26 protein-coding genes, 2 tRNA genes and 1 riboswitch are annotated in these 17,825 nt (G+C 70.3%); of the genes, 11 read left to right on the forward strand and 17 right to left on the reverse strand.

The window, feature by feature from the left end:
• The first annotated feature begins 30 nt into the window (after window positions 1-30).
• Window positions 31-495 carry an SRPBCC family protein gene (locus ACILQS_RS06650; protein ID WP_395639332.1) on the forward strand — a complete coding sequence of 155 codons (465 nt, stop codon included), beginning with the start codon at window positions 31-33 and terminating at the stop codon, window positions 493-495.
• 24 nt (window positions 496-519) lie between these two features.
• On the opposite strand, the gene ACILQS_RS06655 is transcribed toward ACILQS_RS06650, so the two are convergent.
• Window positions 520-1,014, reverse strand: a complete 495-nt coding sequence (locus ACILQS_RS06655; protein WP_395639333.1) for an FBP domain-containing protein — start codon at window positions 1,012-1,014, stop codon at window positions 520-522.
• Window positions 1,015-1,100: 86 nt separating this feature from the next.
• On the opposite strand from ACILQS_RS06655, the gene ACILQS_RS06660 reads away from it, so the two are divergent.
• Together ACILQS_RS06660 and ACILQS_RS06665 are read left to right on the forward strand one after the other, a co-directional pair.
• Window positions 1,101-1,331: a PspC domain-containing protein gene (locus ACILQS_RS06660; protein WP_395639334.1), complete on the forward strand. Its 231-nt coding sequence runs from the start codon at window positions 1,101-1,103 to the stop codon at window positions 1,329-1,331.
• Window positions 1,332-1,383: 52 nt separating this feature from the next.
• Window positions 1,384-1,971 (forward strand): hypothetical protein, encoded by a 588-nt coding sequence (locus ACILQS_RS06665; RefSeq protein WP_395639335.1) that lies wholly within the window; start codon window positions 1,384-1,386, stop codon window positions 1,969-1,971.
• Here ACILQS_RS06665 and ACILQS_RS06670 read toward each other — a convergent pair.
• Window positions 1,968-3,269: an acyltransferase gene (locus tag ACILQS_RS06670; RefSeq protein ID WP_395639336.1), complete on the reverse strand. Its 1,302-nt coding sequence runs from the start codon at window positions 3,267-3,269 to the stop codon at window positions 1,968-1,970. The genes ACILQS_RS06665 and ACILQS_RS06670 overlap by 4 nt on opposite strands.
• A gap of 26 nt (window positions 3,270-3,295) precedes the next feature.
• A complete protein-coding gene (locus ACILQS_RS06675; protein ID WP_395639337.1) occupies window positions 3,296-3,472 on the reverse strand; it encodes a hypothetical protein in 177 nt (58 codons plus the stop codon).
• Window positions 3,473-3,812: 340 nt separating this feature from the next.
• On the opposite strand from ACILQS_RS06675, the gene ACILQS_RS06680 reads away from it, so the two are divergent.
• From ACILQS_RS06680 to ACILQS_RS06690, 3 genes are read left to right on the forward strand one after another with little or no spacing between them, the layout of a single operon-like run.
• Window positions 3,813-4,403, forward strand: a complete 591-nt coding sequence (locus ACILQS_RS06680; protein ID WP_395639338.1) for a M23 family metallopeptidase — start codon at window positions 3,813-3,815, stop codon at window positions 4,401-4,403.
• 30 nt (window positions 4,404-4,433) lie between these two features.
• Window positions 4,434-4,925: a GNAT family N-acetyltransferase gene (locus tag ACILQS_RS06685; protein ID WP_395639339.1), complete on the forward strand. Its 492-nt coding sequence runs from the start codon at window positions 4,434-4,436 to the stop codon at window positions 4,923-4,925.
• Window positions 4,926-4,934: 9 nt separating this feature from the next.
• Entirely contained in the window at window positions 4,935-5,786 is an 852-nt protein-coding gene (locus tag ACILQS_RS06690) for a glycosyltransferase (protein WP_395639340.1), read from the forward strand.
• Window positions 5,787-5,792: 6 nt separating this feature from the next.
• Here ACILQS_RS06690 and ACILQS_RS06695 read toward each other — a convergent pair whose 3' ends face one another.
• The 3 genes from ACILQS_RS06695 to ACILQS_RS06705 all read right to left on the reverse strand — a co-directional run bounded on the left by ACILQS_RS06695 (window position 5,793) and on the right by ACILQS_RS06705 (window position 7,178).
• Window positions 5,793-6,623, reverse strand: coding sequence for a polysaccharide deacetylase family protein (locus ACILQS_RS06695; RefSeq protein WP_395639341.1), 831 nt, complete (start codon window positions 6,621-6,623; stop codon window positions 5,793-5,795).
• 99 nt (window positions 6,624-6,722) lie between these two features.
• Window positions 6,723-6,869 (reverse strand): hypothetical protein, encoded by a 147-nt coding sequence (locus tag ACILQS_RS06700; protein ID WP_395639342.1) that lies wholly within the window; start codon window positions 6,867-6,869, stop codon window positions 6,723-6,725.
• Window positions 6,870-7,178 (reverse strand): hypothetical protein, encoded by a 309-nt coding sequence (locus ACILQS_RS06705; protein ID WP_395639343.1) that lies wholly within the window; start codon window positions 7,176-7,178, stop codon window positions 6,870-6,872.
• A 132-nt stretch (window positions 7,179-7,310) separates the two neighbouring features.
• Window positions 7,311-7,420, forward strand: a riboswitch (TPP riboswitch).
• Between the two features lie 42 nt (window positions 7,421-7,462).
• Between ACILQS_RS06705 and ACILQS_RS06710 the strand changes: the two genes are divergently transcribed.
• From ACILQS_RS06710 to ACILQS_RS06725, 4 genes are read left to right on the forward strand one after another with little or no spacing between them, the layout of a single operon-like run.
• Window positions 7,463-8,491, forward strand: coding sequence for a thiamine ABC transporter substrate binding subunit (locus tag ACILQS_RS06710; RefSeq protein ID WP_395639344.1), 1,029 nt, complete (start codon window positions 7,463-7,465; stop codon window positions 8,489-8,491).
• Window positions 8,467-10,116, forward strand: coding sequence for an ABC transporter permease (locus ACILQS_RS06715; protein ID WP_395639345.1), 1,650 nt, complete (start codon window positions 8,467-8,469; stop codon window positions 10,114-10,116). Before ACILQS_RS06710 ends, ACILQS_RS06715 begins: the two co-directional genes overlap by 25 nt.
• The gene (locus ACILQS_RS06720; protein ID WP_395639346.1) at window positions 10,116-10,823 is read left to right on the forward strand and encodes an ABC transporter ATP-binding protein; all 708 of its coding nucleotides are present in this window, start codon (window positions 10,116-10,118) and stop codon (window positions 10,821-10,823) included. The genes ACILQS_RS06715 and ACILQS_RS06720 overlap by 1 nt, the downstream gene beginning before the upstream one ends.
• Window positions 10,824-10,879: 56 nt before the next feature.
• On the forward strand, window positions 10,880-11,467 hold the full coding sequence (locus ACILQS_RS06725; RefSeq protein WP_395639347.1) for an ATP-binding protein: 588 nt from the start codon (window positions 10,880-10,882) through the stop codon (window positions 11,465-11,467).
• 7 nt (window positions 11,468-11,474) lie between these two features.
• On the opposite strand, the gene ACILQS_RS06730 is transcribed toward ACILQS_RS06725, so the two are convergent.
• The 7 genes from ACILQS_RS06730 to ACILQS_RS06760 form a co-directional block, all read right to left on the reverse strand.
• On the reverse strand, window positions 11,475-12,083 hold the full coding sequence (locus ACILQS_RS06730) for a hypothetical protein (protein ID WP_395639348.1): 609 nt from the start codon (window positions 12,081-12,083) through the stop codon (window positions 11,475-11,477).
• A 61-nt stretch (window positions 12,084-12,144) separates the two neighbouring features.
• Window positions 12,145-12,426, reverse strand: a complete 282-nt coding sequence (locus ACILQS_RS06735) for a metallopeptidase family protein (RefSeq protein ID WP_395639367.1) — start codon at window positions 12,424-12,426, stop codon at window positions 12,145-12,147.
• 68 nt (window positions 12,427-12,494) lie between these two features.
• Entirely contained in the window at window positions 12,495-12,944 is a 450-nt protein-coding gene (locus ACILQS_RS06740; RefSeq protein ID WP_395639349.1) for a DUF2017 family protein, read from the reverse strand.
• Window positions 12,941-13,261, reverse strand: a complete 321-nt coding sequence (gene clpS, locus ACILQS_RS06745; protein WP_395639350.1) for an ATP-dependent Clp protease adapter ClpS — start codon at window positions 13,259-13,261, stop codon at window positions 12,941-12,943. Before clpS ends, ACILQS_RS06740 begins: the two co-directional genes overlap by 4 nt.
• Window positions 13,261-13,336: transfer RNA gene (locus ACILQS_RS06750), tRNA-His, on the reverse strand. Before ACILQS_RS06750 ends, clpS begins: the two co-directional genes overlap by 1 nt.
• Before the next feature lie 28 nt (window positions 13,337-13,364).
• Complete coding sequence (gene orn, locus ACILQS_RS06755) at window positions 13,365-13,988, reverse strand: oligoribonuclease (protein WP_395639351.1); 624 nt, start codon at window positions 13,986-13,988, stop codon at window positions 13,365-13,367.
• 9 nt (window positions 13,989-13,997) lie between these two features.
• The gene (locus tag ACILQS_RS06760) at window positions 13,998-14,798 is read right to left on the reverse strand and encodes an SGNH/GDSL hydrolase family protein (protein ID WP_395639352.1); all 801 of its coding nucleotides are present in this window, start codon (window positions 14,796-14,798) and stop codon (window positions 13,998-14,000) included.
• 138 nt (window positions 14,799-14,936) lie between these two features.
• Between ACILQS_RS06760 and ACILQS_RS06765 the strand changes: the two genes are divergently transcribed.
• Window positions 14,937-15,009: transfer RNA gene (locus ACILQS_RS06765), tRNA-Arg, on the forward strand.
• A gap of 35 nt (window positions 15,010-15,044) precedes the next feature.
• On the opposite strand, the gene ACILQS_RS06770 is transcribed toward ACILQS_RS06765, so the two are convergent.
• Genes ACILQS_RS06770 through ACILQS_RS06785 form a run of 4 tightly spaced genes read right to left on the reverse strand, consistent with a single transcriptional unit; the run spans window position 15,045 to window position 17,785 of the window.
• Window positions 15,045-15,581 carry a hypothetical protein gene (locus ACILQS_RS06770; RefSeq protein WP_395639353.1) on the reverse strand — a complete coding sequence of 179 codons (537 nt, stop codon included), beginning with the start codon at window positions 15,579-15,581 and terminating at the stop codon, window positions 15,045-15,047.
• A 31-nt stretch (window positions 15,582-15,612) separates the two neighbouring features.
• The gene (locus ACILQS_RS06775) at window positions 15,613-15,849 is read right to left on the reverse strand and encodes a hypothetical protein (RefSeq protein WP_395639354.1); all 237 of its coding nucleotides are present in this window, start codon (window positions 15,847-15,849) and stop codon (window positions 15,613-15,615) included.
• Between the two features lie 9 nt (window positions 15,850-15,858).
• Window positions 15,859-16,815 (reverse strand): DMT family transporter, encoded by a 957-nt coding sequence (locus ACILQS_RS06780; RefSeq protein ID WP_395639355.1) that lies wholly within the window; start codon window positions 16,813-16,815, stop codon window positions 15,859-15,861.
• 4 nt (window positions 16,816-16,819) lie between these two features.
• Window positions 16,820-17,785, reverse strand: coding sequence for an aldo/keto reductase (locus ACILQS_RS06785; RefSeq protein ID WP_395639368.1), 966 nt, complete (start codon window positions 17,783-17,785; stop codon window positions 16,820-16,822).
• Between the last annotated feature and the right edge of the window lie 40 nt (window positions 17,786-17,825).

Raw genomic sequence — 17,825 nt, forward strand, 5'->3', positions numbered from 1 at the left:
GATTCGCCCCGGGGCTCCGAAACTCTCCTCGTGAGCACCTCCTCCGCGACCGCGACCGCGCACGTCGACGCGCTCCCGAGCACCGTGTTCCCGCGCCTCACCCAGCACGACGCGACGCGGTTCTACCCGAAGGCGGGGGTGCTGCCGGCAGTCGTCGAGGTGCGTCACCAGACCGGGGGCTGGGATGCGGCCGGCCAGACCCGCACGCTCGTGCTCTCCGACGGGGGCTCCGTGAAGGAGACCCTCCGGTCCGCCACCGAGCCCCTGTTCGCCTACGATCTGTCGAACTTCACCGGCGTTTTCGGGGCTCTCGTCGCGGGGGCCCGGTCGGAGTGGCGCGTCGCCGCGGAGGGGGCGGGCTCGTCGATCGCCTGGACCTACGCGTTCACCGCCCAACCGGGTCGCGGCCTTCTGGTCGCCGCGATCGTGCGTTTCGCTTGGGCGCCGTACATGCGCAGAGTGCTTCCGCCGATCGCCGCGTCGACGCGCGCCTGATCCTGATCGGCGCCTGATCCTTCGCTAGCCCGCCGACTCCAGAACACGCCCGCCGAACGAGTGCAGCCGGGTCTCGAGGCCCGCGACCCGGGCGGCGATGACATCGGAGGTGTCCGGCATCCAGTCGTACGAGGGCGGCGCGATCCTGATGAGCAGCGAGCAGGCCAGGTCGGCGCAGATGTAGGTGCCGACCGAGTTGCCGGCGCGTCCCGCGTCCCCGGCGCGGGCCGCGCTGAACATCGTGACCTGACCGGCGGGCTGCGGGGTGTTGCAGAGCGAGCAGATCGCCGACCCGGGCCGCAGTCGTACCTCCGAGGCGCGCAGGGCGATCCCGACCGCATCATCCCCGCGCCAGTAGACGAGGTAGCCGCGCAGCGGAGCACCCGGGTCACGCCACCCGAGGTACTCGCGCTCCGCCCAGACGACCTCGTGCAGACCCGGGAGCGGCATCCGTTCGGCCTCGCCGGGCAGCGCATTCACCAGCGACGCGCGGATCTCCGGCTCGGTCATCGGCTTCATCGCCGACCAGCCTAGCTCCGGGGCCCTCGCGAGTCCGGGGGATAGCCCCCTGGCCGACGACGTTCCCGGCGCGCAGCATGGGATCCATGAGTGAACTCCGTCGTCCCCGTTCCGGCCGCGTCATCGGTGGCGTCTGCGCCGCCCTCGCCACCCGCTTCGGCTGGGACGTCACCCTCGTGCGCGTCCTCGCCCTCGTGTCGCTGCTGCTCCCCGGGCCGCAACTGATCTTCTACGTGGTCGCCTGGATCGTCATCCCCGGCGAGGTCGCGACGACGCCGGTGTCGGTGTCCGCCCCGGCCGCTCCGCCGGCGGGCTGATCCCCAGCCGCGCTTCAGCAGCCGTACAGACGGCGACCGTATCGTCGCTCCTATGGGATTCCTGGACAGGCTGTTCGGTGCGCCGGAGCAGGGCGAGGCGCCCGCTGCCTCGCGTCGTCGTCCTCCGACCGAAGACGAACGCGCGGTCGAGCGCTACCGCTATCTGCTGCGCACCGCCCCGCCCGAGACGATCGAGCAGGTGCACGCCGAAGCCTTCACCCGACTGACGGAATCGCAGCGCGCGCTGCTCTACGAAGAGCTCTCGAAGGGCTCCGGAACGGGTGAGAGACCGCTGTCGAGCGAACCGGCCACTCTCGCCCGCGCAGCGACCCGCAAGGAGTTGCGCGACCCCGGCTCGCTTGAACGCACCCTCGGCGGCACCGGAGCTCAGAACCCCGGCGGCCCGAGCTTCGGGGCGATGGTGGGCAGTTCGCTGCTCGGCACCGTGGCCGGGTACGTCATCGGCTCGGCGCTGGTCAGCGCCTTCCTGCCGTGGGACGGCGGCGCCGGCTCCGACGCGAGTGGCGACTCCGGGTCCGACGGTGCGGGCGCGTCAGCGGATGCCGGCGGCGACTTCGGCGGAAGCGACTTCGGCGGCGGAGACTTCGGAGGCGACTTCGGCGGGGACTTCGGCTTCTAGGTCTCGACGCGCGTGCGCCGCGCGCGCTCGGTCAGGGTCCCGCGTCGCGAGGGCCACCGGCCGAGCAGGAGGATCGCGACGCCGAACGCCGCCGCCCCGGCGATCGCCAGCCACAGGTCGAGGAAGTACTCGATCACGAGGAACGGCGGCACGAAGGTCAGCACCGCCGCGAGCGCGACGACTTCGTTCGGCGGCGTCGGTCCGAGTTCCCGCGGCTGCTCCCAGCGGGCGACGAGGAACGACAGGGCGAACAGCAGCCCGAGCACGAGCACGTAGACCAGGATGCGGGACCACCACCACGCGGGCGACGCCGGCTCGGGGCTCGCCCCGGGGATGAGCAGCCCGAGCCCTGCGACGATGATGATCACCGGCAGGTGCCACAGGTAGATCGTCATCAGCCGGCTGCCGACCAGGAACACGACGGCGCGGGCCGGGTGCGTCGACATGAGCTTCGCGAGCGCGGGGCGCAGCAGGCGCAGCACGCACGCCTGCGCGAGCCCGAGCAGCACGAGGGGGAGCGTCGGCGGGTTGAGGTTGGTGAGCATGTCGACGTCGTAGGGGCCCACGGAGGTCAGCGGGACGAGTGCGGCGGTGCAGGCCGCGGCGATGAGCACGAGCTGCCACCAGGCGCGGCGAGCGAACCAGCCGTCGGCGTACCAGAAGCCGATCTGCTGCACGAGCAGCCAGACGAAGAACATGTTGAGATACCCGACCTGCGGGACGCCCGACGCGTAGCGCGCGGCATCAACCACGATCACCCCGAGCAGCAGCACGCCGAGGGTCGCGCGCGGCGCGCGGGCGTGCAGTCGCGCCATCACCGGCACGAGGGACTGGCAGAGGCAGTAGGCGGCGATGAACCACAGCGGAGAGCCGGCGCCCTCGACGACCGTCCCGACCAGTTCGGGCGCGATCGCGAGCAGCGTCGCGCCGCCGATGACGACGACGTAGAACAGGAACAGCGGCAGCGACGGCTGCGCCAGGCGCAGGACGCGGGTCTTCACGTAGTCCGCGGCGGTGCCGCCGCGGCGCACGTTGCTGCGCCAGGCGGTCAGGCTCGCGAACCCGCCGACCACGAAGAACAACGGCATGATCTGCCCGAACCAGGTCGCCAACGCGAACCATGGCTGCTCCTCGAGGGGGCGCGAGATCACCAGGGCGCCGTCGGCATCCCGGCCCACCCCGATGAAGAGCAGGTGGATGACGACCACCAGCAGCACGCAGAAGACGCGCGCGAGGTCGAGGGTCAGGTCGCGCTTCGACAGGTCGAGCGAGGAGATGGCGGAAGACGGCGTCGTCACCCGCTCACTCTAGAGCCGAGCAGACCTCACGCCGCGAGCAGCAGTCGCGCGGCGTCCATGATGTCGTGCGACTGACCGACCTCGACCGACGTGTTGTACACGGTGCCGCGCAGGCAGACGAAGACCGCCCCCGCCTCGACGATGTAGCCGGCCGTCTCGCCGTCGGCCGCGACCCGGTAGACGCCATCGATCGCGGTGGTCACTTCGAGCATCCTCTGCCGCCCTTCATCGTCGTCAGCTTCGGGCTGATCTCATTCGAGCACCCCGACGCGACCCCTACCAGGGCTTGACCCGAGCGTTCACCCAGGTTTAAGGCTCTGCGGGGTTTGCCAGGCTTCTGCCACGACTCGTCCAGAAAGACCCCGCACCATGGTCGAGGCCTTCCCGCCCCGCCTCGCGCCGGGATGTGCCCGCGCCACCTGACCCGGACTTCGATCCGGGGTGGCATGCCCACCCAACCCGGGGTGGTGCTCGACCCGGAAGTCGCTCGTCAGTTCTATGAACATCCTTCTTCGCCGTGCACTCACGGTTTCGGTGGCAGGCGTGTGCCTGACCGCTCTCGGAACCCTCACCATTCCCGCGGCCGTCGCCGCGATCGAACTGGCCCAGGTCGACGCCAGCGCGCAGTCGTTCCAGCTCTCCACCAACTGGGCGAAGGCCGCCGAAGTGCTCGAGCCCGAGCGCGACGAGTTCGACGTCACCGAGTTCACGCTCGTGCAGTGGCCGGTCGGAGCGGGCACCTCGATCTCGTCCTACTTCGGCTACCGCTCGTGCGAAGGCTGCTCCAGCTTCCACACCGGCATCGACTTCACCCCGGGTGCCGGGACGCCGATCGAGGCTGTCGCCGACGGCGTCGTCGTCTCCTCCCCGGTCGCCGACGGCTCCTGGGGCGTGCACGTCACGATCGAGCACGACATCGACGGATCGATCTACCGCACCTCCTACGCCCACCTGCAGACCGGCTCGATGTCGCTCCAGATGGGCGACACGGTCGAGCGCGGTCAGGTCATCGGACGCGTCGGCAGTACCGGGCAGAGCAACGGCGCCCACCTGCATTTCACGGTCCAGACCGCGGACGGGGCGTTCATCAACCCGCTGCCGTGGATGACCAGCCACGTCAACATCCTCGACTGACCCCGCGGGGCGCGCCGCTAGCCTGAAACGGTGCCCGTGATCCTGCGCCCCTACGTCTCCGCCGACCTCGAGGCGCTCGTCGCGATCAACGACGCCGCCACCCCGGCGGTGCCCATCACGCCGGCCGCCGAACTCGCCGAACTGATCGGGTCGAGTCGGCTCACGCTCGTGGCCGACGACGGGGCGGTCGCGGGCTTCGTCGTCGCGCTCGCCCCGGGCCTGCCCTACGCGAGCGAGAACTACACCTGGTTCAGCGCCCGCTCGAGCGACTTCCTCTACGTCGACCGGATCGTGCTCGCCCCGCGCCTGCAGGGGCAGGGCGTCGGGCCGCGGCTGTACGCGGCCGTCGAGGAGGCGGCCCGCGCCGACGGGGCGACCGAGATCACCTGCGAGGTGAACGTGCGCCCGCCGAACCCGGGATCGCTCGCCTTCCACGCGCGCCTCGGATTCGTCGAGGTCGGTCGGCAGCAGACGAAGGGCGGCGCGAACGAGGTCGCTCTGCTCGCCATGCCCGTGGCATAGGGTGGCGAAATGACCGGCGGACCGACCCTTTCGATCGTCATCCCCGCCTACAACGAGGAGCGCACGATCCGCGCGTGCGTCGTCGCCGCCATCGAGCAGACGGTCGCCGCCGACGAGATCATCGTCGTCAACAACAAGTCGACCGACTCGACCGCGAAGATGCTGAAGGCGCTGAAGACGGAGTTCCCGGATGCGCCCCTGGTCATCGTCGACCAGAACGACGAACAGGGCATCACCGCCACCCGCAACGCCGGGTTCAACGCGGCAACGGGTGAGGTCATCGGACGCATCGACGCCGACTCGATCCTCGAGCCCGAGTGGGTCGCCGAAGTGAAGGAGCTGTTCGTCGACCCGACCGTCGGCGCCGCGACCGGTCCGATGATCTACTACGACATGCCGCTGAGACGGTGGGGTGCGCGCGCGGACGACAACATGCGCCGGGCGCTGCTGAAGCTCACGAAGGAATACCACTTCGTGTTCGGCAGCAACATGGCGATCCGGTCGAGCGCGTGGCGCGATGTGCGCGACTACGTCTGCAACGACGCCGACAAGGAGATGCACGAAGACGTCGACCTCGGCATCCATCTCTTCGATCGCGGCCACAAGATCGTCTACGGCCCGAAGATGGTGTCGGGGATGTCGGCCCGCCGCCTCGACGCGAACCCCAAGGACTACCTGCGGTACGTGCGCCGGTGGGAGAAGACCTACGACCACCACAAGATCCTCAACCCCGCGTTGCGGGCGCCGATGGTGGTGTTCTCGGCGATCTACCCGGTCGGGAAGCTGATGCGGCAGCAGCACCTCAAACAGATGGAGAAGGACGGCATCGAAGGGGTCGGCCCCTCCGCCTGGTCGGGCTGAGGCCGGTTAGCGCGCGAAGAGGTCGTCGAGGGTGATCGGCTGCAGACCCCGATCCCGGATGGTGGTGGCGATCTCGTCGAAGTGGTTCAGCACCGTCGCGACGTTCGCGTGCCCGATCACGATGTGCTGCGGCAGGAACCAGCGGTCGATCAGCATCGACATGTCGGCGTCGGAGATCGGACCCGAATCGCCGACCGACCCGTACCAGTGCACGGCCTGCGGGTAGCCGACCGACCGAGCAGCGGCGAGTACGCGCCCGTCGTAGGTGCCGTACGGCGGACGGAAGTAGGGGGCGGCCTCGACTCCGAACGTGGCGCGGATGAAGTCGCCGCAGCGCTCGAGCTCCTCACGGATGCGCCCGTCGCCGACGGTCAGCAGGTCGGGGTGCGAGTAGGTGTGGTTGGCCATCTGGATCTGACCCGACTCGACCATCGGACGCAGCGCGTCGGCATGTTCGGTCCACGATCGGTACTGCGCGGTGACGAAGAACGTCAGGCGCATGCCGGACCGTCGCGCGAACTCCGCGTAGGCCCCGACCACCTCGCTCGATGCCCCGTCGTCGATCGTGAAGGCGACGAGGTCGCCGTCGCCGGGCAGCCCATGGATCGCCCCGCCAGGGATCGGGATGCGGTCGAGCTGCGGTTTCGGGAAGTACGGCGGCAGCGGCGTCGGGGCTTCGACCATGTGCGGGACGGGTCGTGGATGGGCGACCGCCCGCGGGACTCTCGGCGGCTCCGGGACAGAGGCCAGGGCCACTCCGCTCTCGACGGCGGCCGCACCGACGCCGAGCCCGAGCGCGCTCAGTCCGAGCGCGCGCAACACTGTTCTGCGGTTCACGGGACCTTCTTCGGGTGAAGGGTGTGGACGGGCCGCGGCGTCGCGGACGACCACACTGTAGACCTGACGAAGGCTCGAGGCCAGCCTCGAACCCGGCGGTCAGGCCTCGCCGAATCGGGTGAGGAACGAGCCGAACACGACGACGGCGCCGATCACGATCGCGACGATCACGATCAGGGCGACGACGAAGGCGAACACCCGCACGCGCACCTCGCGGTCATCGGTCGACAACGGCCGGCGCGGCACTCAGAACGTCCTCGTGAAGGGGAGCGGCTTCCGCATCCGAACGAGGAGAAGCAGGGGAACCAGAACGTAGGGCAGGTTGAACGCGAGGAACTTGACCGGGTTCTGCGTCTGGAACTCCGGCTCGCCGAAGAACTCGACGCCGAACACGATGATGCCCGTGACGCCGGCGATCATCGTCGCGTAGATGACGGCGGGCAGCTGGATGCGGTGCCAGCCCCGGATCAGCGATGGCACGAGCACGAGGTAGAACGCGAGGTAGACGAACGCGGAGAGCCCGGTGACGATCCGCATCCACACCGGCGGGTGCATGAACAGAAGATCGAGAACATCACCGCGAAGAAGATGTCGATCGGGCGCTCGCGCACGGGGAGGTTCGCCGCGGTGCGAACGGTCGTCGACGTCACGCCCGAAAGCTTAGGGGCGGCGAGGGTTGCTAGGCTTCCTCTCGAACACGGGAGTCCGGTATGCCGGGCTGAGAGGAAGCAATCCAAGCTTCGACCGTCGAACCTGATCCGGATCATGCCGGCGCAGGGAGGCCTTCTCAGGACACTTCGTCCGCCCGTGCCCCTTCACCGATCGAAAGGGCACGTACAGTGCAACGTTCCATCCCTCTGGCGGCGCTCGCCGCATCCGCTCTACTCCTGTCCGGCTGCACGCCGGCCGACGACGGGCCGGTCACCCTGGTGCTCGTCACGCACGACTCCTTCGCGCTCAGCGACGGTACCCTCGACGCCTTCACCGAGGAGACCGGCATCGTCGTCGAGGTGCAGTCCGGTGGTGACGCCGGCGAACTCGTCAACAAGCTCGTGCTCACGAAGGACTCGCCGCTCGGCGACGTCGTGTTCGGCATCGACAACACCTTCGCCTCTCGGGCGGCTTCCAACGGCGTGCTCGAGGAGTACGTCTCGGGCGACCTGACCGACGCCGAGGATGCCTACCTCCTGCCCGAGGGCTCGGGGGGCGAGTACCTCACCCCGATCGACTCGGGCGATGTGTGCGTCAACGTCGACCACGAGTGGTTCACCGAGGCCGGCATCCCGGAGCCCGAGACGCTCGACGATCTCATCGACCCGGCCTACGAGGGCCTGCTCGTCGTCGAGGCGGCGAACTCGTCGTCGCCGGGGCTCGCCTTCCTGCTCGCCACGATCGCCGCCTACGGCGACGGCTGGCCCGACTACTGGTCGGCGCTCATCGACAACCAGGTCAAGGTCGCGGCGTCCTGGAGCGACGCGTACTACGTCGACTTCTCGGGTCCGTCGAGCGAGGGCGACCGTCCGCTCGTCGTGTCGTACGCGTCGTCGCCGCCCGTGGAGGTCCCGCCCGGCTCGACCGGGGTGCTGCTCGACACCTGCTTCCGGCAGACCGAGTACGCGGGCGTCATCGCGGGCACCGAGCACCCGGCCGAAGCCCGGCAGCTCGTCGACTTCCTGTTCTCGCCGACCGTGCAGAACGACATCCCCGAGAACATGTACGTGTTCCCGGTGAACGCCGAGGCCGAACTGCCGGCCGCCTGGGCGGAGTTCGCCGAGATCGCGACCGACCCGTGGGAGATCGACCCCGCCGAGATCGACGCGAACCGCGAGCGCTGGATCGCCGAATGGGCGGCGATCGCCACCCCGTGAGGTCGCGGCTGAGCGTGGCGGCCGCGGCGGGGTGGGTCCTCGCCGCGGCGCTGCCGCTCGCCTTCGTGGGGGTGTTCTTCGCCTGGCCGGTCGCGACGATCGTCGGGCGCGGCCTCGTCCCCGAGGGGGTGCTCGACGTCGCGGGCATCTTCGAGGTGCTCGCCCGCCCGCGCACGCAGCGCATCATCGCGTTCACGATCGGGATGGCGGCGGCGGCGACCGCGATCACCCTCGTGCTCGGGATGCCGGTCGCCTACGTGCTCTCCCGGCTGAGGTTCCGCGGGCGGGGGGTGCTGCGCGCGGCGGTGCTCGTGCCGTTCGTGCTGCCGACCGTCGTGGTCGGGATCGCGTTCCGGGCGCTGCTGCGGGACACCCCGCTCGACGGCTCGATCGTCACGATCCTCGCCGCACTCGTGTTCTTCAACGTCGCCGTCGTCGCGCGCACGGTCGCGGTGTCCTGGGAGTCCCTCGACCCCCGGCAGGAGGAGGCCGCGCGGGTGCTCGGCGCCGGTCCGGTGCGGGTGTTCGTCACCCTCACCCTGCGGCGGCTGGGGCCGTCGATCGCGGCGGCGGCATCCATCGTGTTCCTGTTCTGCTCGACCGCGTTCGGCACCGTGCTCGTGCTCGGCGGGGCGAAGTACGCCACGATCGAGACGGAGATCTGGCTGTTGACGACGCAATTCCTCGACCTGCGCGCGGCGAGCGTGCTGAGCATCGCGCAGCTCGTGGTCGTCGTGCTGCTGCTGGCCCTCACGGCGCGCGTGCGCGGGCGGTCGACCACGCAGCGTCGCGCCTTCGCGGCGCGTTCTCCGCGCCGGTCCGATGCGCCGGTGATCGTCGCGACCCTGCTGATCGCGGCGGCGCTCGTGGTTCCGCTCGCGGCGCTCGTCGAACGTTCACTGCGCGTCGCGGGGGAGTACGGCCTCGGCAACTATCTGGCGCTGGCGTCGACGGGCGACCGGAACGCGCTCGCCGTGACCCCGTGGCAGGCGCTCGGCAACTCCCTCGGCTTCGCGGTCGCGGCGACGGGGGTGGCGATGCTCATCGGACTGGTGGCGAGCATCCTGCTGTCGCGGACCCCGCGCAGCCCGGGGGCGCGTCGCGGCCTCGACCTGCTCGACGGAGCCCTCATGCTGCCGCTCGGAGTCTCGGCGGTGACGGTCGGCTTCGGATTCCTCATCACCCTCAACGCGCCGCCGCTCGACCTGCGCACCTCGCCGGTGCTGGTGCCGATCGCGCAGGCGCTCGTGGCCGTGCCGCTCGTCGTGCGCACGCTGCTGCCCGTGCTGCGCAGCGTCGGGTCCCGGATGCGCGAGGCCGCCGCGACCCTCGGCGCGGCCCCGTGGCGGGTGATCCTGACGGTCGACCTCGGCGTCGCCGGCCGCGCCGCCCTCGCCGCGACGGGGCTCGCCTTCACCGTCGCGCTGGGGGAGTTCGGCGCGACCACGTTCCTCTCGCGTCCCGACGCCGCGACGCTCCCGGTCGTCATCTACCGGCTCATCGGCCTCCCCGGGGGAGACAATGCCGGCATGGCGACTGCGGCATCCGTGATCCTGGCGGCCGTCACCGTCGCTGTCGTGGCGCTCGTCGAGCGCCTGCGGGTCGACACGGCGGGAGCGTTCTGATGAGCCTCGGATTCGCGGGGCTGAGCCTCACCGACCTCACGGTGCGCTTCGGCGCGACCACCGCCGTGGATGCCGTCAGCCTGAGCGTTCCGACGGGGGAGGTGTTCGCGCTGCTCGGCCCCTCCGGCAGCGGCAAGTCGAGCCTGTTGCGCGCGATCGCCGGCCTCGAGCCGTGTGCGGGCGACATCGCCTGGGACGGGGAATCGATCGTGCGGACGCCGCCGCACCGTCGCGGGTTCGCGCTCATGTTCCAGGACGGGCAACTGTTCCCGCACCTCGACGTGGCGGGCAACGTCGGGTACGCGCTGCGGATCGCGGGCCGGCCGAGCGCCACCCGGGTCGCCGAGCTGCTCGATCTGGTCGGCCTCACCGGATTCGGCTCGCGCCGGGTGACCGACCTGTCGGGCGGGGAACAGCAGCGGGTCGCCCTCGCCCGCTCTCTCGCCGCGAGTCCCCGGCTCCTGCTGCTCGACGAGCCGCTGTCGTCGCTCGACCGCGAACTGCGCGAGCGCCTCGCCGGTGAGCTGCGGCAGATCCTGACGGATGCCGGCGTCACGACGATCCTCGTCACCCACGACCACGACGAAGCCGGGGTCATCGCCGACCGGATCGGCATCCTCGACGCCGGTCGACTCGTGCAGACCGGCACGCTCGCGGACCTGCGCGCGCACCCTGCCGACGACCGGGTGGCGCGGTTCCTGAAGTAGAGGGACACCCGGACGGGGTGTCCCGGCCGGAAACATTCGCCCGATACCCTCGACGCATGGCACGAGGGGGTTCGCCTCGCGCGAGCGAGGTGCTGGCAGAGCGCATCCGGGCGGCGGCGAAAGCCCAGGGCTCATCGCGTCTCGTCGTGCTCATCGACGGGCACTCGGGCGCCGGCAAGACCACGCTCGCGACCGAGCTCGCGTACACCCTCAAGGCCCAGCATGTCGCGCTCGATGCGTTCTACCCCGGTTGGGGCGGCCTCGAGGTCGGCAGCGCGATGGTGCGCGGCGTGCTCGATCCCGACAACCCCGGCTACCGCCGCTGGGACTGGAAGCGCAACCAGCCGGCGGAGTTCCACAAGGTCAACGGCAAGCGGGACATCGTGATCGAGGGTTCCGGCAGCTTGAGCCGCGCCAACCGCGACCTGGCGACCTTCGCCCTGTGGATCCGGCTCGACCAGGTCGAACGCAAGCGTCGCGCGATCGCCCGTGACGGCGCGACGTATCACGAGCACTGGGACCGCTGGGCGGCACAGGAGCAGGCGTTCTTCGCGCGCGAGCGCCCCGACACCCTGGCGGATGCGATCATGGACGGCCGCACCGGCCAAGTGGTGTTCCGCGCCGACCTGCCGCCGACCTCGTAGCGGAGGGTCAGCCGACCCGGATCCAGGTCGTCGTGAACGGGCTCTCGTCCGGCGAGGTGACCATGGTGTCGCCCTCGCACTCGACCGCCATCGGAACCCCGGCTCCGGTGTCGGCGGGGAGTTCGGTGGGCTCGCCCGTCGACGTGCCGCCGATCGTGATGGCATTGGTGATGGTGATGCCGTTCGTCCACTCCGAGAAGACCACCTCGTCGCCCTCGACGGCCCATGCGCCGCTGCTGGTCCCGACGTGATCCTGCACGATGACCATCTCCAGGCCGTCGGAGTCGGCGACCGCCGTGAAGGTCAGATCCACGTCGTAGGTCATGGTGTCGCTGCTGACCTCGAGGGTCGAGCTTCCCTCTTCGGCGACCGACGTCACCGGCGACCCGTTGTCGTTGAAGAACGTCTGCAACTGGGCGGCGAGATCGGCCGTGTCGGCTTCCCAGGTGCCGACGAGGCAGCCGGCGAGGCCCCCCGAGCCCCCCGAGGAGCCCTCCGCCTCGGCGCCCGTCCCCGCCGCGGTGCCCTCCCCGATCGCCCCCGGGGAGGCGCAGGCGGCGAGGGCGAGCAGGGAGAGGGCCGCGAGGCCGGTGGTCAGGACGAGTCGGGTGCGCATGGGGTCTCCTCAGGGGGTCGCGTTCACCGTATCGACGGATGAGCCCTGCCGCGAGGTTGACTCAGGCCCACCCCAGTTCGTGCAACTGGTCGTCATCGATGCCGTAGTAGTGGGCGATCTCATGCACGAGCGTCACGTGGATCTCGTCGCGCAGCTCGTCGAGGTTCTCGGTGATCGCGAGCAACGGCTCGCGGTACAGCACGATCCGGTCGGGCAGTTCACCGAATCCGTAATGGTCGCGGTCGGTGAGCGCGGTGCCCTCGTACAGCCCGAGCAGATCGAGCGAGCCGTCGGCCGGCCGGTCCTCGGTGACGAAGACGAGGTTCTCGAGGCCCTCCACCATCTCGTCGGGAAGTTCGTCGAGTTCGTCGATGACGATCTTCTCGAACTCCTCGGGGGTCAGTTCGAGCGTCACGACTCGTCCAGCAGCGTGATGATCGACTCCTGCAGGTGACCGAGCCAGGCGTAGACCTCGCCCGCCGGGGTGTCGGGTATCTCGTCGTCGTCGGCGCGGATGCCGAGCCGGTCGGCGATCACGAGGCGCAGGTCGGTGAGCAGCGGCAGCCAGCGCACGGCGGCGTCGGGGGAGAGGCGCACCGTCTCCTCGTCGAGCGCGAGCGACACCTGCGCCGCATTCGCCGCCTTGCGGTCGACCAGGCCGGCGCGGGTGTACCGGGTGAACTCCTCGGCGGCCGCGTCGTCGTCGCGGTAGGCGGCGGGGAACAGCCGCGCGTGAGCGGGATCGGCACCCGCGTCGGTGCCGACGACCTCGAGGTACTGGTCGACGAGCGACCGCAGCACGCCCGACTCGCCGTCGGCGAACTCGAGCACGATGCGCTCGCCCGCACGACTCACCCTCACGAGTCGCTCGCTTTGGCCACGGTCGCCCACAGCCCGAACTCGTGCATCGCCTCGGTGTGGCGCTCCATCTCTTCGCGCGGGCCGGTGGCGACGACGGCCCGGCCGTTCTCGTGCACCTGCATCATCAGCCGTTCCGCCTCCGTCGTCGAGAACCCGAAGTACGACCGGAACACGTAGGTCACGTACGACATGAGGTTGACCGGATCGTTCCAGACGATCGTGATCCAGGGCACGTCGGGTGCGACCTCGAGAGAGATCTCGAGGTCGGCATCCGACTGCGGGGTATTCGCCGTCCGAAGGACGGGTGAATCACACATGGGGCGACCGACGGGACTTGAACCCGCGACATCCGGCACCACAAGCCAGCGCTCTACCAACTGAGCTACGACCGCCATGCGTTGCATGAGCAACCCATCGATACTACGACACCCAGGAACGCCACGCCTCCACCGTCTCGGCCGACGCGGTCTGCGCCTGCTCCGAGGTGGGGCCGGGCGACGCCACGAAGAGGGCGCGGCGGTAGTAGTCGAGTTCGCGGATGGATTCGAGGATGTCGGCGAGCGCGCGGTGTCCGCCCGCCTTGGCCGGCGCCTGGAAGTAGATGCGCGGGAACCAGCGGCGGGCGAGCTCCTTGATCGACGAGACGTCGACGCTCCGGTAGTGCAGGTGGGCGTCGACGCGCGGCATGTACTTCGCGAGGAAGGCGCGGTCGGTGCCGATCGTGTTGCCGGCCAGCGGCGCCGTTCCGGCATCCGGCACGAACCGCAGGATGTACTCGTTGACCTGGTACTCGGCGTCGGCGAGGGTCACCCCGCCCGGGATCTCGTCGAGCAGTCCGGAGGTGGTGTGCATCGTGCGCACGACCTCGTTCATCTGCTCGAGCGCGGAGTCGTCGGCTTTGATGACGATGCGGAACCCGGGGTCGACCGGCTTCAAGTCGTAGTCGGTGATCACGACGGCGACTTCGACCAGTTCGTCGACGCTGAGGTCGAGCCCGGTCATCTCGCAGTCGATCCAGACGAGGAGGTCCGGGGTGGAGGGCATTCCGCGAGTCTAATCGCGGGCGAGAACCCCCACCGGCGTGGGCTCGGGCCACTTGGGTCCCCGCCCGTCGCCGCTCGAGACCTGCCGCACGCGGCGGGCGATCCACGGCACGGCGTAGCGCCGCATCCAGACCGTCGTCGGCAGCCGCGTCGCCGGGTACGCCTCGTCGGGTCCGACCGGCTCGGGCAGGCCGAGAGCGGATGCCGCGGCCGACAGCAGCGCGAGGTGACCGCGCGTCGAGGGGTGCAGCCGGTCCTCCGACCACATGCCCTTCTCGGCGAGACCCGGGATCGTCCACAGGTCGAGCACGAGACAGCCGTGTTTCGCCGCGATCGCGTGCACATGCGCCGTGAAGATGGCGGCTCGGCCCCGCAGCATCGAGAGATACCGCGAGAACCCGGGGTCGTACGCCGTACCGAGCAGAATGGTCGCGCCGCTGCGCGCGAGATCGGAGATCCCGGTCTCGAGGTGGGCCGCGAGAGCGTCGGGGTCGGGCCGCAACGAGCTCAGGTCGTTGCCGCCGATGAGCACCGAGACGAGGTCGGCGCGCATCGCGATCGCGGCGGGGATCTGATCCTCGACGACGTGCCGCACGCGACGGCCGCGCACCGCGAGGTTGGCGAACTCGAGACGGCGGGCGCCCGAGGCGCGCTGATGGCCGTCGATCTCGAGGGCGAGGCGGTCGGCCCAGCCGAACCAGGGTTCGCCGCCGCCGATGACGGGGTCGCACCAGCCTTCGGTGATGGAGTCACCGAGAGCTGCGAAGCGCGTCCACTGCTGTTGACTGCCCTGCCGGGGAGTGTCGGTCACGGCACCAGTGTCGGGTGTCGGCGGCAGCGGGACATCCGGAAACCGCCCGATGCGCCGAGCTGTCACGCGAAGTTCACCGGTGCGCACATCCCGTTCACGCGACACCGACGAGGCGCCCGATCTCTAGACTGGCGGCGACCCCCTGTAGCTCAGTGGATAGAGCATGCGGTTTCTACCCGCCAGGTCGGGAGTTCGAATCTCTCCAGGGGGACGGGACCGTCCACGCGCCGTAGATCGGTGCGGGAGCTACGCCGTCGGGGCGGGCTTCTGCAGCTCGTCGACCGGGATGTTGTCGTAGTCCCAGCGGTCGAGGTCGGAGCCGAAGAGCTGCTTCGCGCGCCGCGGGTGCCGCACCCACTCGATGAGGCGGTTCTGGTACTCGCCGAGGGTGGAGTCGGAGGTGAGTCCGAAGTTGACCGAGTTGACCCGCATCGCCTCGAGCTGGTGCGCCGCCCAGTCGGCCGCGAGATCGGCTCCGGGCACGGGCAGCAGGCGGGCGGCGACGTGGGCCTCGGTCGCGAGCTGCTGGGCGTGCTCGCGGGCGTCGGCTCCCTGGCTGTGCCAGCGCGCCGCGTTCTGGCCGGCGCTGACCAGCGCGGCGACCGCGGCGACGCGGGTCTCGAAGTCACGTTGCGCGACGAGACGCTTGATGCCGGCTCGTCCGGCGCCGGCGCCGATGATGCCGGCCAGCACGATCGCGACGAACGGGATGACGGCGCCCGAGAGGATGCGCCAGCCGTCGTCGGAGGACGCCCAGTCCACGATGTCGTTCCACCAGTCCATGCCGGGACCCTAACCCGGGAGCCGGCGGATCTCAGCCGAAACGCAGCGCGTCGGCGGCATCCGTCGCTGTGCGGAACTCCCCGAGCACGCGGTACCCGCGCTCGCGGATGCTGAACCGCATCGCCCGGAACTCCCCGGAGTCGAGCGCCTCGAGATGCCCGAGCAGGCCCCCGCTGCGACTGGTCACCCGCCACTTGCCGCTCGCGAGCGGCGTGACGCGCACACCGGGTGTCGCGACCTTCAGAGCGACGGTCGTGGGGAGGTTCACGCCCCGAGATTACGGGCGACCCCCGACATCCCGGTCGGGCAGGAGGACCAGTTCGGCGTCGACGACCGTCTTCGCCTGGCGGGCGCTCTGAGCCAGCAGGATCCCGGCGAGCACGACGGTGGCGCCGGCGAGTCCGACCGGGTCGAGGGTCTCGCCGAGCCACACCCAGGCGACCGCGAACGCGAACACCACCTCGGCCGAGGCGACGATGCCCGCCGCCGTGGCCGACAGATGCTTGAGCGCGGTGAACGACAGCAGGAAGGCAAGGAACGAGCCGAAGACGACGGTCACCAGCAACGGGATGCCGAGGGGCAGCTCCCACGAACGCCACTGCCCGCCGACATCCAGCGGGGTCGTGAACGTCGTCGCATCCAGTTCCCACCAGCCGCTGAACAGTGCCCAGAACGCGGAGGCGAACAGCATCGTCCAGAAGGCGACGGCGAGCGGCGACGTGCGTCCGACCTGGCGTTCGCCCACCAGGAAGTAGAACGCGAGCGTCACGGCCGCGACCGCCGCGAGCGCGACGCCCGCCGGGTCGAGCCGCGCCTCCCAGGGGCGGGCGACCGCGGCAAGGCCGAGCAGCACGAGCCCGATCGCGGCCCACAGCCGCGCCTTCACCCGTTCCTTGAACACCAGGAAGGCGAACAGCGCCACCATCAGCACGGCCGTGTACTGCAGCAGCAGCGTCACGCCGACCGGCAGGTAGCTGAGCGCTGCCGCGTAGCTGGCCTGCACGAGGGCGACGCCCGCGACCCCGAGCACCGCCATCACGAGCACCTGGCGCGGCGCGAGTCGGAACGCGGCACGGTCGGTCACCAGCAGGACCAGGCCGGCGAGCACCATCGTCCCCAGCGAGCGAAACAGCGTGAGCTGCGTCGCGGTCAGACCGCCGTCGACGAGCAGCTTCGCGAGGCTGCCGTTGGCGCCGAAGAGCAGCGATCCGAGGAGCGCGTAGAGGTAGCCCACCGCGTCAGCGACCGAGCCCGTCGACCGCGTGCGGTTCGATCGCCGCCACCTCGTCGGCGGAGAGCGGGGCGCCGTCGAGCGCACCGAGACTCGACTCCAGCTGGGCGACGCTCGACGCGCCGATCAGCGCGCTCGTCACCTGCGGATGCCGCAGCACCCAGGTGAGGGCGAGCTGAGCGAGCGTCTGCCCGCGGCCCCTGGCGATCTCCTGCAGCGCGCGAGCGTGCGCGAGATACGCCGGCGAGATGTTGCTCGCGCTGATCCAGCGACCCTCGGCGGCTCGCGAGTCCGCGGGGATGCCGTCGAGGTAGCGGTCGGTGAGCATGCCCTGGGCGAGCGGCGAGAACACGATGCTGCCCGCGCCGACCTCGTCGAGCACCGGGAGGAGCCCGTTCTCGATGTGCCGGTCGAACATGTTGTAGCGCGGCTGGTGGATCAGCAGCGGAACGCCCTCGGCCGCGAGGGCCGTCGCGGCGGCGGTCGTCTGTTCGGGGGAGTAGTTCGAGATCCCGGCGTAGAGGGCCTTGCCGCTGCGCACGGCCTGGGCGAGCGCGCCCATCGTCTCCTCGATCGGCGTCTCGGGATCGGGTCGGTGCGAGTAGAAGATGTCGACGTAGTCGAGCCCGGTGCGGGTCAGCGACGCGTCGAGCGACGCGAGCACCGACTTGCGCGATCCCCACTCGCCGTAGGGACCGGCGAACATGTCGTAGCCGGACTTGCTCGAGATCACGAGCTCGTCGCGATGGGGCCGGAAGTCCTCCGCGAAGATCCGGCCGAAGTTCTTCTCGGCGCTCCCCACGGGCGGTCCGTAGTTGTTGGCGAGGTCGAAGTGCGTCACGCCGAGGTCGAACGCTCGGCGCAGGATGGCCCGCTGGGTGGCGACCGGGCGGTCGTCACCGAAGTTGTTCCACAGCCCGAGCGAGATCTCCGGGAGCTTCAGCCCGCTGCGCCCGCTCCGGGCGTAGCGCATCCGCGCGTAGCGGTCCGGGGCGGCGGCGTAGACGGCGATC

The organism is Pseudolysinimonas sp. (assembly GCF_044239695.1).
GTDB lineage: Bacteria > Actinomycetota > Actinomycetes > Actinomycetales > Microbacteriaceae > Pseudolysinimonas_A.